This window comes from Pseudoalteromonas sp. APC 3250 (assembly GCF_030407915.1).
Lineage (GTDB): Bacteria > Pseudomonadota > Gammaproteobacteria > Enterobacterales > Alteromonadaceae > Pseudoalteromonas > Pseudoalteromonas tetraodonis.
This window is the reverse complement of record NZ_JASDCM010000003.1, coordinates 327,958-341,635: the sequence shown is the minus strand read 5'-3', so window position 1 is coordinate 341,635 and position 13,678 is coordinate 327,958. Positions and strand designations below refer to the sequence as shown.

Sequence of the window (13,678 nt, the reverse complement as noted above, 5' to 3'; positions counted from 1 at the left end):
TAGGCCTGCCGCCAGCGTTCAATCTGAGCCATGATCAAACTCTTCAATTAAAAAGTTTTATGTCTTTCGACAGCTCAATGAATTCTGAATTTATTTAATATCTTTCGATATTGAATTGACTGTGCTGAATAATTATCGAAATAATTATTCTGTTGGTCACTCAGTTTAAATTGAGACTCTAAATTTGTTTGCCTCACTACCTAAATAGCTTGGCTGTTAGAACTCAATCTGTACGAGTGCCCACACAGATGATTGCTTTATATTGTTAAAGAACGTTGCGATTAAAGCGTTTAACTTTAACTCGCTAGGGCTGCGCATATTACGCTTTCCTATTTTTTTGTCAACACTTAATTTTGTTAAACTTGAAAGTTTTCGAAACTAAGTTTTACTCGACTCACTGAGTAGCTCGTGCCTCGCTATGCGTTGCGCTCTGCCGTCTCAGTGGGGTCGCATTATAGGGCGAATCGATTTTAACGCAAGCGTTTTTAAAGGCTTTTTTGCATTTAATTTTTACCCCAAAGATACCCCACCTAGACACACATGTTACCCACAAAACCCTGTGGATAACTCATTTTTTTACGCTGTTTACTAAACTATTTACTGTGCTTGTGGTAAGTTGCGCCCGATATTTACAACTCGTTCACTAGGTAACGCACATGACAGATATAATAAATAGTATAAGTGGTCTCTTATGGGGTCATATTTTAGTGTACTTATTAATAGCAGCAGGGCTATTTTTTACAATACGTCTTGGTTTTATCCAATTTGTACAGTTTCCACATATGATTAAAGTCATGTTTCAAAGTCGTCAAGGCTCTGACGGCGGCATTTCTTCTTTCCAAGCATTTTGTACATCTTTAGCAGCCCGTGTTGGTACTGGTAATATGGCAGGTGTTGCCGTTGCACTTTATTTAGGTGGCGCAGGTGCTATTTTTTGGATGTGGTTAATTGCTTTAATTGGTATGGCTACTAGCTTTGCTGAAAGTACATTGGCACAAGCTTATAAAATACGCGATGAAGAAGGTAACTTCCGTGGTGGTCCGGCCTATTATATGGAGTACGGACTTGGTAAGCGTTGGATGGGTGTTGTCTTTTCATTGTGCTTAATTTTAGCCTTTGGTTTAGTTTTTAACGCAGTACAGTCAAATTCTATTGCTGCGGCTTTTGAAGTCGCCTTTGGTATCCCTAACTATATAGTCGGTATCGCTCTTGTTATTGGGTCAGGTATTATTATATTTGGCGGTCTAAAAACCATTTCTCGATTTGCTGAATTAGCCGTTCCATTTATGGCTGCTGCTTACCTTGTGGTTGCACTTTATATATGTGCTGTAAATTACACTGAGTTACCTAATGTATTTATGCATGTGATCAGAAGTGCTTTTGGTATTGAGCAAGCGGGTGCGGGGGCAATTGGTTATGGTGTAATGCAAGCGATGATCCAAGGGATCAAGCGCGGCTTGTTCTCAAACGAAGCCGGTATGGGTAGTGCTGCGAATGCTGCAGCAACTGCAACACCAAACCCACCTCACCCTGCTTCACAGGGGTATGTACAAATGCTGGGTGTATTTGTAGATACTATTATTATTTGTACTGCAACTGCTGCTCTTATTTTATTATCAGAGCAATTAGTGCCAGGCTCAGATGTAACGGGTATAGCGCTTACACAAGCAGCCCTTGAAGAACATGTAGGCAGCTGGGGTGCCATATTTGTAGCAGTCGCTATTTTGTTTTTTGCATTTACATCAATTGTGGCTAACTACTCGTATGCTGAAACGAACTTATTATTCTTAGAACATAACCACGCATCTGGCATGTTGATCTTCAGGTTATTAGTGTTAGGTATGGTAATGTTTGGTGCATTGGGCGAATTACCACTAGTGTGGACATTAGCTGATGTATCTATGGGCTTAATGGCAATAGTGAACGTAATCGCATTATTTATGCTCTCAGGTGTTGTCGTGTGGCTTGCTAAAGATTATAACGCTCAGCGACGCGCCGGAAAGTTACCGACGTTTGATCCAAGTAAGAACGACAAACTCAATAAAACTATTCCAAAAGGTATTTGGCATAAATAATTAGTTTTTATAACTTCAAGTTAAAAACCCGAAACGGCCATTGTCATTTCGGGTTTTTTATTGATTTAACTTTAATCTAAAAGTTACTGATAAATTACTAGTGTGAAGATAGACGTTATTAAAGCCGCCCAACCTACCTATAAGCTCACCTTATCCAAACATTATAAGCATCCTACAAGTAAATTTAATAACCTATGTAGTAGGTCTGAATGCTTATAACGACATCCCTGCTTAGGTTTATATACATTACTGCATAACCATAATAACTAACACTGCGCTTATTATACCAATCCGCAATAATACTCAATCATTTTGCGGGGCTAAACGTGTCGCTATCTGTGTTAAAAAATTCTCATTTAGAACAACTAAATAGCGAATTTTTTGCCTAGCTATCAACCCGTTTTTCCTGCCTCAAAATAGACCGCTTAATTAAGCGAATTGGTATTAAAAAGTCTAGTTTATGATTTAGCTAACGACCTACACTACACCTTGATTAACTTGTAAAAAAGTCTGAAGTGTTCAATGACAGTCTATTGGTGAGCCAAGAGTATGTATCAGACCTTGCAACAAACCATTATTGATAACAACAGGGGGTAGTAAATTAGTGTGCTTCAAGGGACTTAGTAATAAAGATATGATGATTTAATTAGATTTTACGGAAAGAATATAAAGTGGTGCCCGAGGCCGGACTTGAACCGGCACGACTTGTTAGTCGAGGGATTTTAAATCCCTTGTGTCTACCAATTCCACCACTCGGGCATCGAGTTTGCTAGTTAAAGCGTGTGGAGTAATTATTTGGAGGCGGAACCCGGAGTCGAACCGGGGTAAACGGATTTGCAATCCGGTGCATGGCCACTCTGCCATTCCGCCTAAACATATCAAATAATTTGGAGCGGCACACGAGGCTCGAACTCGTGACCTCGACCTTGGCAAGGTCGCGCTCTACCAACTGAGCTAGTGCCGCATAAAACTTTATCAGTAATTTGTACGTTGGTGCGCGACCATGTCGCGGTAAAACGTTCTGGTAACTGAGTTAGTGCCTCATAAAATAAGTATTTATCAACTTTTAATTAACTTGGTCAATAATTAAAAGTGGTGCCCGAGGCCGGACTTGAACCGGCACGACTTGTTAGTCGAGGGATTTTAAATCCCTTGTGTCTACCAATTCCACCACTCGGGCATCGAGTTTGCTATTTAAAGCAAGTGGATAAAACTAATATGGAGCGGCACACGAGGCTCGAACTCGTGACCTCGACCTTGGCAAGGTCGCGCTCTACCAACTGAGCTAGTGCCGCATCATATTAATTCTAAATAATATTTTTTATAAGTTACATATTGGTGTATGTAACCAAACCACAACGTGGTGCCCGAGGCCGGACTTGAACCGGCACGACTTGTTAGTCGAGGGATTTTAAATCCCTTGTGTCTACCAATTCCACCACTCGGGCATCGAGTTTGCTAATTAAAGCGTGTGGAGTGTTGATTGGAGGCGGAACCCGGAGTCGAACCGGGGTAAACGGATTTGCAATCCGGTGCATGGCCACTCTGCCATTCCGCCTCAATACTAGGTTAGCTTTAAGATAAACTGGAGCGGCACACGAGGCTCGAACTCGTGACCTCGACCTTGGCAAGGTCGCGCTCTACCAACTGAGCTAGTGCCGCTTTGTTTATCTAGGGGGCTATGCCCTCTCAACACGGACGCATTCTACAGAGATTATTAAACGCGTCAACACAAAAAATGCTACTTTTGAACTGTTTGATTATTTTTTATCTAAAATGGTGCGTTATTAGACGTTTACAATCAATTTTTGGTCAATTCTGCCCATGCTGCAACTAAATATTGCACCATAGAACTGAGCGTTAAAAACGTCGCTATATAAAGTAAGCCATAGCTTAAATACATCATCCAGGTATCGTACTGCCAAATTAGGCCAATAATGGCTAACATTTGCGCTGCGGTTTTTAACTTACCCATATCGGATACAGCTACATTGCCGCGTTTGCCTTGCTCAGCCATCCATTCTCGTAGCGCCGATATAACAATTTCACGGCTTATGATAATAAGTGCAGGAATAGTCATATACAAAGATTGATAATGCTCAGATAAAGCAACCAAAGCAGCGCACACCATTACTTTATCAGCAACAGGGTCTAAAAACGCACCAAAAGGCGTTGATTGTTCAAGCTTACGCGCTAAATAGCCATCGAGTATGTCAGTGATTGAAGCAAGCCAAAAAATAAAGGCAGCAACAAAGAATGCCCATGAATAAGGCATATAAAATATCACCAAAAAAATGGGGATAAGAAAGAGTCTAAACGTTGTGAGTGTGTTTGGAATATTCCACATAACTACTTGGATATGTCTTTTTTTCTATATTCGCACATAGGGCTAGCCCTTGTCATGCAAATGGTTAAATATCTTCTCAGCCATGTCAGGACTGATCCCAGGAACTTTCTTTAGCTGTTCTATATTAGCAGCTTTTACGCCTTGCATGCCCCCTAAATATTTTAATAATGTTTGTCGACGCTTTGAACCAACGCCATCTATTTCTTCTAATAGCGACTGAGTTCGCTGTTTTTGACGCTTATTTCGATGTCCTGCAATAGCAAAGCGATGCGACTCATCGCGAATATGCTGAATTAAATGCAGTGCGGGTGCATCAGAATCCATAGGAATAGTTTTACGCCCACCGTCAATAAGTAAAGTTTCAAGGCCTGGTTTACGGCTAGTGCCTTTTGCAACCCCAACTAATAGTGGCATTTTTGCATGCGGCCAGTTTTCAAAGTATTGTTCTGCCCTACCTAATTGGCCTTTACCACCATCAATAAAAATAACATCAGGAATTTTATCTTCATCCACTAACTTGTTATAACGTTTGTTTAGTGCAAATTCCATAGCGGCGTAATCATCGCCACCGGTTATGCCCGTGACGTTGTAACGACGATATTCTTTATTGTTAGGCCCTTGAGAATCAAAGACAACACAACTGGCCACGGTGTTTTCGCCCATGGTGTGGCTGATATCAAAACATTCCATGCGATTAATGTCATCAAGACGCAAGGTAGCCTTTAATTGAGCATAACGCTTGTTTATAGAGTCTTGAGTGCTTTGCTTAACCGTAATACTATTTAATGCGTTTTTATTCGCTAACTGTAAATACTGTGCACGCTCACCACGGGTAACCACTTTAAGCGATACCTTACGTTCACTAATTTGAGTTAGTGCTTCGCTGAGCGCATCACTTTCTTCTATTTCAAATGGTAAGATGATTTCTTTGGCAATGCGTCCTGTTGCTCCCGGTGCTAAGTAATATTGGCCTAAGAAAGAGGTTAAGATTTCCTGCTCCTGTGAGTCTTTAGGCACCTTTGGAAAGTAAGTCTTACTACCCAGCACTTTATGATCGCGGATCATTAGTAGATGAATCCCATTTAAGCCATTTAAATGGGCAAAACCTACAACATCCATTTCAGCAAAATTACCTGAGATAGACTGCTGCTCCTGCATTTTACGCAATAGCATAATTTGGTCGCGAACTTTAGCTGCGAGTTCAAAGTTAAGCTGCTCACTGGCTTTTTCCATTTTAGCGATAAGTTCGGCTATTACTTCATGGGATTTACCGGTTAAAAATTTACGGACATAATCAACTTGCTGCGCGTATTCATCTTCAGAGACTTTATTAACACACGGCGCAGAGCAACGTTTTAATTGGTATTGCAAGCATGGCCGACTACGCGCACGGTAGTAAGCGTCTTCACATTGACGTACCGGAAATATTTTTTGCATTAAGCGCAAACTTTCTGATACGGCTCCAGCGCTTGGAAACGGGCCAAAATATTCGCCTTTTACTTTTCTGCTACCACGATGAAAGGCTAAACGAGGGTGCTTATGATTCGTGAGTAATATGTACGGGTACGATTTATCATCACGTAACAGAATATTATAACGTGGCTGATATTTCTTAATGAGGTTATTTTCAAGCAGAAGCGCTTCTGTTTCTGTATTAGTAAGTGTGACTTCAATATTACAAATATTACTCACTAAAACACGGGTTTTGCTGTCGGTAATGTTGCTGCGAAAGTAACTGCTCACCCGTTTTTTTAAACTTTTAGCTTTACCGACATAAATAACTTGGTTGTCATTATCGAGCATGCGATAAACGCCAGGCTCACTCGATAATGTTTTTAAAAACTGGGCATGATCAAATTCAGACATATATATCGACTAGTAAGAGATATCTATATCAATCATTTTGTAACGTATGGCTAAATGAGTAAGCTCTACATCGCCCCCTACGTTAAGCTTTTCAAACATACGATAGCGATAACTGTTTACTGTTTTAGAGCTTAAATTTAAGCGCTCAGCAATATCCTGTGCTTTTTCACCTTTGGTGATCATCAGCATAATTTGCAGTTCACGCTCAGACAAACTTTGAAATGGGTTTTCATCAGTTCGCCCAGTAACCTGAGCAAGCGCAATTTGCTGTGCTATTTCTGGCGCAATATAACGTTGCCCTGCATGCACGCAACGTATAGCACGCACCATTTCATCAGATCCTGCCCCCTTGGTTAAAAAACCATGAGCACCAATTTGCATAACCTTGCTCGGAAATGGGTCTTCACAATTAACTGTAAGCACAATAATTTTTACATCGGGACAATAACGGCAAATCTTTTTAGTTGCCTCAAGCCCGCCCATACCAGGCATGTTCATATCCATTAATACTATATTTGGCGCATGTTGACGACAAAACTGTACAGCCTCTTCGCCTGTTTTAGCTTCACCTATTACTTTAAAACCACGTATGTCATCAAGAATACGTCTGATCCCTGTGCGCACAAGTTCATGGTCATCAACTAAAAGTACGTTAATCAATGGAACACCCTCACTAGCCTAATAAGATGCAAGTTAACAAAATTAATTTTCAACATTAGCATAGATACGACGAAACCATAACTAATATTATGCTTTCGCCGTCGGTCGCTATGACCCGATATTGTCAAAGCGTATTTACCTATCGTAGGTAAATACACCATAGTGATTTAAGCTGAGGCTTTTTCACTAAAACGGTCTACCCACAAAGCAATGATACCGTCGCCAGTTACATTACACGCAGTGCCGAAGCTATCTTGTGCAAGGTACAGCGCAATCATTAGTGCCACTGCACCTTCGTTGAAACCAAGCATACTAGTTAATAAACCTAACGCCGACATTACCGCGCCACCTGGGGCACCTGGTGCAGCAATCATAACCACACCTAGCATCATAATGAATGGCAGCATAGCCATTAGTGAAGGTACTTCCATGCTAGGCGATAAAAACATCACAGCCATAGCACAGGTAACTATTGTAATTGTTGAACCTGATAGATGAATAGTGGCACATAATGGGACTGTAAAGTTAGCTACATCTTCTTTAACATTATTTGCTTTACTTGATTGCAAAGAGACTGGAATGGTTGCCGCGCTCGACATGGTTCCTAATGCAGTAAAGTACGCAGGTAGCATGTTTTTAATTAGCTCAATAGGATTACGCTTAAGTAATAGGCCCGATACAATATAAAGCACACTCAACCATAACCAATGCATCACTAATGCGGCAATGAGTACTACACCAAAGGCCTGTAATGTATCAACAACGGTACCTGCCACGGTCATTTCAGCAAACACACCCGCAATGTAAAACGGTAATGCTGGGATAATTACTTTAGCAAGTAAACCATCTATAATATCGCGCCCTTGATCAGACACCGTTTTTAATGTGTCTAAACCTAGCTGGCTCATACCAATACCAAATACAAATGCTGTGACTAAAGCAGTCATTACACCCATTAATGGTGGAATTTCTAAGTCAATAAAGCTACCTACCTCGGTGACTGCTTCAGCTTCAAATGAAATTCCACCGCTTAGGAACGGAATAATCGCTGTGACTAATAAAAACGCTAAGGTACCGGCAATAATTGTTGAGCCGTAAGCAAAACCAACCGTTTTTCCCAGTAAATGCCCTGACCCTTTAGGAAGCCCGGCAATCCCAGAGGCAATAAAAAACAAAATAATCAGTGGAATTGTAAAACTAATAAGCTGGCCAATAAGCTCTTTTACTGTGTATAAAAGCTCAACGCCAGTTAAGGGAATATAGAGTCCGACTAAAATACCGGCCACAATACCGGCAATTAATTTTAAGATTAACTTCATGGTGATTACTTTATTGAATTTAGATAATGTGTTTTTATCATGTTTTGAATAGTTTGTGTCAATAAACTGTTCAACCGCAGTTCATTTGCACAATTAACCAACAAAATATAAGTATGTAGTGTTGATTTGTTTAAATAACGACTACATAAACAAAAAATACAGTACAAAGTTAAAAACGAACAAATGGCTTCAAGTTCACCTTTTTAATAACTAAAAAAATAACAGGTTAAGTTTTTAGTTCAATCCGTTATAAGCGGAATTAATATATGTTATAGCCAAAGCTTACTTTAACTTTTTTTATCTCACAGTAAAGTAGGCTTATAAAGTTAACAGACTAACTGTTAATGTGTTGATCAGATTGTACCTAAAGGAACATTATGTCTACTATTTTTGAAGATAACTCACTAAGCATCGGTAACACACCGTTGGTAAAACTTAACCGTGTTACAGGTGGGAATGTATACGCTAAAGTTGAGTCGCGTAACCCAAGCTTTAGTATTAAATGCCGCATTGGTGCATCGATGATTTGGGAAGCTGAAAAATCAGGTCAACTTACCAAAGATAAAGAGCTTATAGAGCCAACATCAGGTAACACGGGCATTGCACTGGCATTCGTAGCAGCCTCACGCGGCTACAAATTAACGCTTACAATGCCAAACACCATGAGCTTAGAACGTCGTAAGCTATTAAAAGCACTCGGTGCTAATCTTGTACTAACAGACGGTGCTAAAGGTATGAACGGTGCTATTGCTAAGGCCAAAGAAATTCAAGCATCAGCCCCTGAAAAGTTTATTTTATTACAACAATTTGAAAACCCTGCAAACCCTAAAATTCACTTTGAAACAACTGGCCCAGAAATCTTTGATGCACTTGATTGCAAAATCGATTTCTTTGTTGCAGGCGTTGGTACTGGTGGAACTATCACAGGTGTAAGCCGTTATCTTAAAAAAGAAAAAGGCTTAAATGTAAAATCAATCGCTGTAGAGCCAAGCCACTCTCCGGTAATTAGCCAAACACTTGCTGGTGAAGAAGTAAAACCTGGGCCACATAAGATTCAAGGTATTGGTGCAGGCTTTATTCCTGGGAATTTAGACCTATCAATAATTGATGGTGTAGAGCAAGTCTCTAATGAAGAATGTATAGCAATGTGTCACGAGCTAATGAAAAAAGAAGGGATTTTAGTTGGTATTTCATCAGGTGCAGCTGTGGTTGCAGCGAAACGTATTGCTGAACGTCCTGAAAATGCAGATAAAAATATTGTGGTTATTTTGCCAAGTGCAACAGAGCGTTACTTATCAAGCCCGATGTTTGACGAAGAGTTTAGCGAACAAGAGCTTGTTCAATAATCGAGCGTTCTGATTAAAAAAGGATGTTTTTTAACATCCTTTTTTATTGCTTTTTTAATAAGTTACTATCTATTTAGTTCACTCCTCTTTACATCTTCTCCATTCCATCACACACTTTATGTATAAGTAATCAACCTGACCAAATATGAAAACAATTTTAACCATTTTTGTGCTCATTTTTAGTATTTTGATCGTTGGCTGTAATGAAAATACTAAACCTAAAGAGCAGTATATTGACAATGATCGTCCAGGCGACACTGCTACTGTGTATTTTGATGCGCTTTATAACCAGCATAACTTGCAAAAAGCCAGCGATTTCGCAACGCCTAAATTAGCCCGCATAATGAAATCGTATGGGACGGCCAAACAGTTTGCGCGTAGTCTTATTAATTTACAATACGATGAAGTTGTGATTGAAATTGATATGTCAAATTCAAGCCTGCGAGAACAGTATGGCAATCAGGCTAAAATAAACATTGTGTTTACCGGTTATTTTAATGGTAAAAAAATCGATGATTTCCGCAGCATCGAAATGCTTAAAATAAAAGGTAAGTGGTACGTAGATAAAATCATCGCCGATCCTTACGGGCGCTGATCAGTCATTCAGAGCCTTAGTAACGATAACCGTATATTCGAGCTTAAAAAAATACACAACATAAAAAAAGCCTTAAATCATAAACTTAAGGCTTTTTTATTATCTACATTATTATAATCCAGTGTTAAATGTCTTCAGGTTTAAAGTTATCAACCGCAATAGCCTGCATTCTTAGCTTATTGGCATGATGCATTGCTTCACCATCAACTTTAGTTACTAACTCATGTTCAAGTGCGTAATCAATCGCTTGTTCAATATCATAGGTGGCAGGCACCTTGCCTTTTCGTTGCCACTGTTTCAACTGCTTAAATTGATTGTGCATATCGTGCATTGCTAAGAAAGCATTTTCCATAACACCCGTTCCGGCATTTTCATCCACATAACACAAATGGGTAAGTCTATTTCTAAATACCCCTGGTTGAGTCATGTGCTCGCAAATACGCTGGGCAATAGCATCACTTGGTTTGTGATAATGGTTACCTAATGGAAAAACAATACGCTTAAGTGCAAAGTTAATCACTGGATTAGAAAAGTTTTTAAAGAAGCCATCAAATGCTTGGCCTATTGCATATAACGATGTCTCTATAGCATATTTTACAAAAGGCAAATCAGCTTGTTGACGCCCTTCATCTTCAAAACGCTTTAATACCGTTGATGCAATATATAAATGACTTAACACATCGCCTAAACGTGCCGATATCATTTCTTTACGTTTAAGTTCACCACCTAACATCAACATTGCAACATCCGTTGTGAACGCCAATCCTCGGCTCATTCTACCTAATTGTTTATAATAGACGGCCGTCTCTCCACACACAGGCGCTTTGGCAAAGTAGCTGCGAGTCAAACCATGCACCAAGGCCATACTTGCATTACTCAGTGCAAATACAATGTGCTTCATTAACAAGCCATCAAATTGCTCAAGTGCAGCATCATCGTCATCCATTGCTGCAACTTCCATTTCTTTTAACACAAAAGGATGACAACGGGTTGCACCTTGGCCAAATATCATAAGGTTACGGGTAAGAATATTGGCGCCCTCTACGGTAATAGAGACGGGAATACCCATATAACCGTGTGCTAAATAGTTATTAGGCCCAACCTGAATCCCTTTACCTGCATGAATGTCCATTGCATCATTCATTACCGTTCGACCCATTTCTGTCATGTGGTACTTTGCAATAGCAGTCACTACTGACGGGCTAAGTTTTAAATCAATTGCACCTGCGGTCATTAATCGGCATGATTCCAATGCATAAGTTAGTCCACCAATACGTGCCAACCCTTCTTGTACGCCTTCAAATTGCCCAATTGACACGCCAAACTGTTGGCGTACAACCGTATAAGCCGAGGTCATCTTAGCTGCCAAGTGCCCTGTCGCTGTGCTTAATGCCGGTAATGAAATACCACGCCCTGCGCTTAAACACTCTACTAGCATGCGCCAACCGCGCCCTGCCCCTTGCTGGCCACCTATAATCCAATCAAGCGGAATAAATACATCCTTACCGTACGTTGTGCCATTCATAAACGCCATGTTAAGTGGGTAATGACGCTCTCCTGTTTTAACACCTGGGTGATCAGTTGGAATAAGTGCACACGTTATTCCGAGCTCTTTTTCATCGCCTAACAATCCATCTGGATCGTACATTTTAAATGCAAGACCTAACACAGTCGCCACAGGCGCAAGGGTAATGTAACGTTTTGACCAATTTAAACGCAGTCCCAACACTTCCTTACCATCATGCTCGCCTTTGCACACCACGCCTGAATCTGGAATACTGCCAGCATCAGAGCCAGCCTCTGGGCCCGTTAATGCAAAACAAGGTACATCGTCGCCTTTTGCAAGGCTAGGTAACCAACGATTTTGTTGCTCACTTGTTCCGTAATGCAGTAATAACTCACCAGGACCTAAGCTATTTGGTACCATGACCGTTACGGCGGCCGTTAAGCTTTTAGTCGCAATTTTTGACACTATGGTGGAATTAGCAATAGCAGAGAATTCAAGACCCCCAAATTTTTCAGGGATGATCATTGCAAAAAAACCTTCGGTTTTTAAAAAATCCCAAACCTCTTTAGGTAAATCTTTGTCTTTTTGTACAATTTTATAGTCATCAAGCATGGCTAATAAAGTTTCAACTTGATTATCTATAAATGCAGTTTCTTTTTCACTTAACTTAGGGCGCGGATAATTATGTAATTTTTGCCAGTCAGGTTCACCACTAAATAACTCGCCATCCCACCAAACATCGCCCGCTTCCATGGCTTCTCGCTCTGTTTGCGATAATGGCGGCAACACCTTTTTAAACATCTTAAAAGTAGGTCGAGTAATTAAATTAAGGCGGATATCTTTAATCGCAAACACCACGACCACCACAACCAGTAATATAATAAATACTGACATGAGCACATTCCTTTTACAGTTATAAAAACACTGATTTAATTATGACCGATCTTAATTTAAATACAATGGGCTGTCAGACGAGTGCCACTAAATGATGAAGTTATTCTATTGCGATTAAAATATAACGATGAGTAAAGTCACTAATTTATTACACACAGCAAAAAGCCCACAAAATGTGGGCTTTTTACTACTTAACTGGTTTTAATTATTTAATTAAAACTGAAAACGCATGTTAGCAAAGTAAGCATCGTTATCTGAGTCATCTGCGTTGTTGCCGTAACCCACTTTTAAACCAATGTTTTTATTGATGAAGTGTTGAGCACCAAAGCTGTAGTTGTCTTCTTTATCGTAAGCTGCAAATACAGAAGTCGCTTTAGAGAAGTAGTAGTTTGTTTCTACGTTCCATTGATCATCTGCTTCGTCAAGGCTTACAAATGTACCTTCTACTGTTAAGTAGTTACCTTGTTGTAAATCAACAAAGTATTTAGCAGCTACTGAACGAGAATCAAAATCATCATCTGATTCTACAGTGATACCTACGTAATCTGTATCGTTTAGCATGTGGTTGTATGCTAAAGAAAAGAATGTAACGTTATCACCATCTTTTTGATCAACAAATCTTACTTTTGCAAGTAAGTCAGGGTTGAAGAAGTAACCAGCAGAAAGTGTGTATGACTCGTTGTTAGAGTTGTAATCAGCATTTTGGTAAGACGCACCAACAACAAAATCTTCAACGAAGTATTCACCACCAATAGCAGTCACATCGCCAAAATCGTCATCAGCGTAGCCACCAAATACGTTGCTTTGCTTGTTAATGTATTCGAATTGGTCGTATGGACCTAGTGTGCTCTTTGGAGAGAAGTAGTAAGTAGAGTCCACGCTGATAGTATCGTTGTTATCAGTATCTGTGTAGCCTAAGTTACTGATTGATTGATAGCTATCTGCAGCGTGTGCAGCACTTGATAATAAAAGACCTGAAATAATAATTGCTAACTTTTTCATAATGAAACATCCCTATGTACATTGTTTTTGTACTTTAACTACATTGCTAAAGTGGGGGTATGCTAAC

Annotated in this window: 9 protein-coding genes and 8 tRNA genes; 3 read left to right on the top strand and 14 right to left on the bottom strand. The window is 39.9% G+C overall.

The features are described 5' to 3' along the window. Nucleotides 1-656: 656 nt before the first annotated feature. On the top strand, nt 657-2,075 hold the full coding sequence (locus tag QL986_RS05535) for a sodium:alanine symporter family protein (RefSeq protein ID WP_024601644.1): 1,419 nt from the start codon (nt 657-659) through the stop codon (nt 2,073-2,075). A 672-nt stretch (nt 2,076-2,747) separates the two neighbouring features. Here the strand turns inward: QL986_RS05535 and QL986_RS05530 are convergent. From QL986_RS05530 to QL986_RS05475, 12 genes are all read right to left on the bottom strand, one after another. Further along, a tRNA-Leu gene (locus tag QL986_RS05530) sits at nt 2,748-2,834 on the bottom strand. Nucleotides 2,835-2,871: 37 nt separating this feature from the next. Beyond that, a tRNA-Cys gene (locus tag QL986_RS05525) sits at nt 2,872-2,945 on the bottom strand. 18 nt (nt 2,946-2,963) lie between these two features. Further along, nucleotides 2,964-3,039 (bottom strand) — tRNA-Gly (locus tag QL986_RS05520). 129 nt (nt 3,040-3,168) lie between these two features. Beyond that, nucleotides 3,169-3,255 (bottom strand) — tRNA-Leu (locus QL986_RS05515). Between the two features lie 39 nt (nt 3,256-3,294). Next, a tRNA-Gly gene (locus QL986_RS05510) sits at nt 3,295-3,370 on the bottom strand. 66 nt (nt 3,371-3,436) lie between these two features. Continuing rightward, nucleotides 3,437-3,523 (bottom strand) — tRNA-Leu (locus tag QL986_RS05505). Nucleotides 3,524-3,559: 36 nt separating this feature from the next. Further along, nucleotides 3,560-3,633 (bottom strand) — tRNA-Cys (locus tag QL986_RS05500). 28 nt (nt 3,634-3,661) lie between these two features. Then, a tRNA-Gly gene (locus QL986_RS05495) sits at nt 3,662-3,737 on the bottom strand. A 139-nt stretch (nt 3,738-3,876) separates the two neighbouring features. Continuing rightward, entirely contained in the window at nt 3,877-4,422 is a 546-nt protein-coding gene (gene pgsA / locus QL986_RS05490; RefSeq protein ID WP_013464594.1) for a CDP-diacylglycerol--glycerol-3-phosphate 3-phosphatidyltransferase, read from the bottom strand. Between the two features lie 42 nt (nt 4,423-4,464). Next, nucleotides 4,465-6,288, bottom strand: a complete 1,824-nt coding sequence (uvrC, locus tag QL986_RS05485; protein WP_024601643.1) for an excinuclease ABC subunit UvrC — start codon at nt 6,286-6,288, stop codon at nt 4,465-4,467. 9 nt (nt 6,289-6,297) lie between these two features. Then, nucleotides 6,298-6,948, bottom strand: a complete 651-nt coding sequence (gene uvrY, locus QL986_RS05480) for a UvrY/SirA/GacA family response regulator transcription factor (protein WP_016899482.1) — start codon at nt 6,946-6,948, stop codon at nt 6,298-6,300. A gap of 167 nt (nt 6,949-7,115) precedes the next feature. Next, a complete protein-coding gene (locus QL986_RS05475) occupies nt 7,116-8,267 on the bottom strand; it encodes a dicarboxylate/amino acid:cation symporter (RefSeq protein WP_016899481.1) in 1,152 nt (383 codons plus the stop codon). A gap of 377 nt (nt 8,268-8,644) precedes the next feature. Here QL986_RS05475 and cysK point away from each other — a divergent pair, with 377 nt between their 5' ends. Beyond that, complete coding sequence (gene cysK / locus QL986_RS05470) at nt 8,645-9,613, top strand: cysteine synthase A (RefSeq protein ID WP_024601642.1); 969 nt, start codon at nt 8,645-8,647, stop codon at nt 9,611-9,613. A 145-nt stretch (nt 9,614-9,758) separates the two neighbouring features. Then, nucleotides 9,759-10,208 (top strand): hypothetical protein, encoded by a 450-nt coding sequence (locus tag QL986_RS05465; RefSeq protein WP_013464590.1) that lies wholly within the window; start codon nt 9,759-9,761, stop codon nt 10,206-10,208. A gap of 124 nt (nt 10,209-10,332) precedes the next feature. Here QL986_RS05465 and QL986_RS05460 read toward each other — a convergent pair whose 3' ends face one another. Then, complete coding sequence (locus QL986_RS05460) at nt 10,333-12,609, bottom strand: acyl-CoA dehydrogenase (RefSeq protein WP_024601641.1); 2,277 nt, start codon at nt 12,607-12,609, stop codon at nt 10,333-10,335. A 213-nt stretch (nt 12,610-12,822) separates the two neighbouring features. After that, nucleotides 12,823-13,611, bottom strand: a complete 789-nt coding sequence (locus tag QL986_RS05455) for a putative porin (RefSeq protein ID WP_013464588.1) — start codon at nt 13,609-13,611, stop codon at nt 12,823-12,825. Between the last annotated feature and the right edge of the window lie 67 nt (nt 13,612-13,678).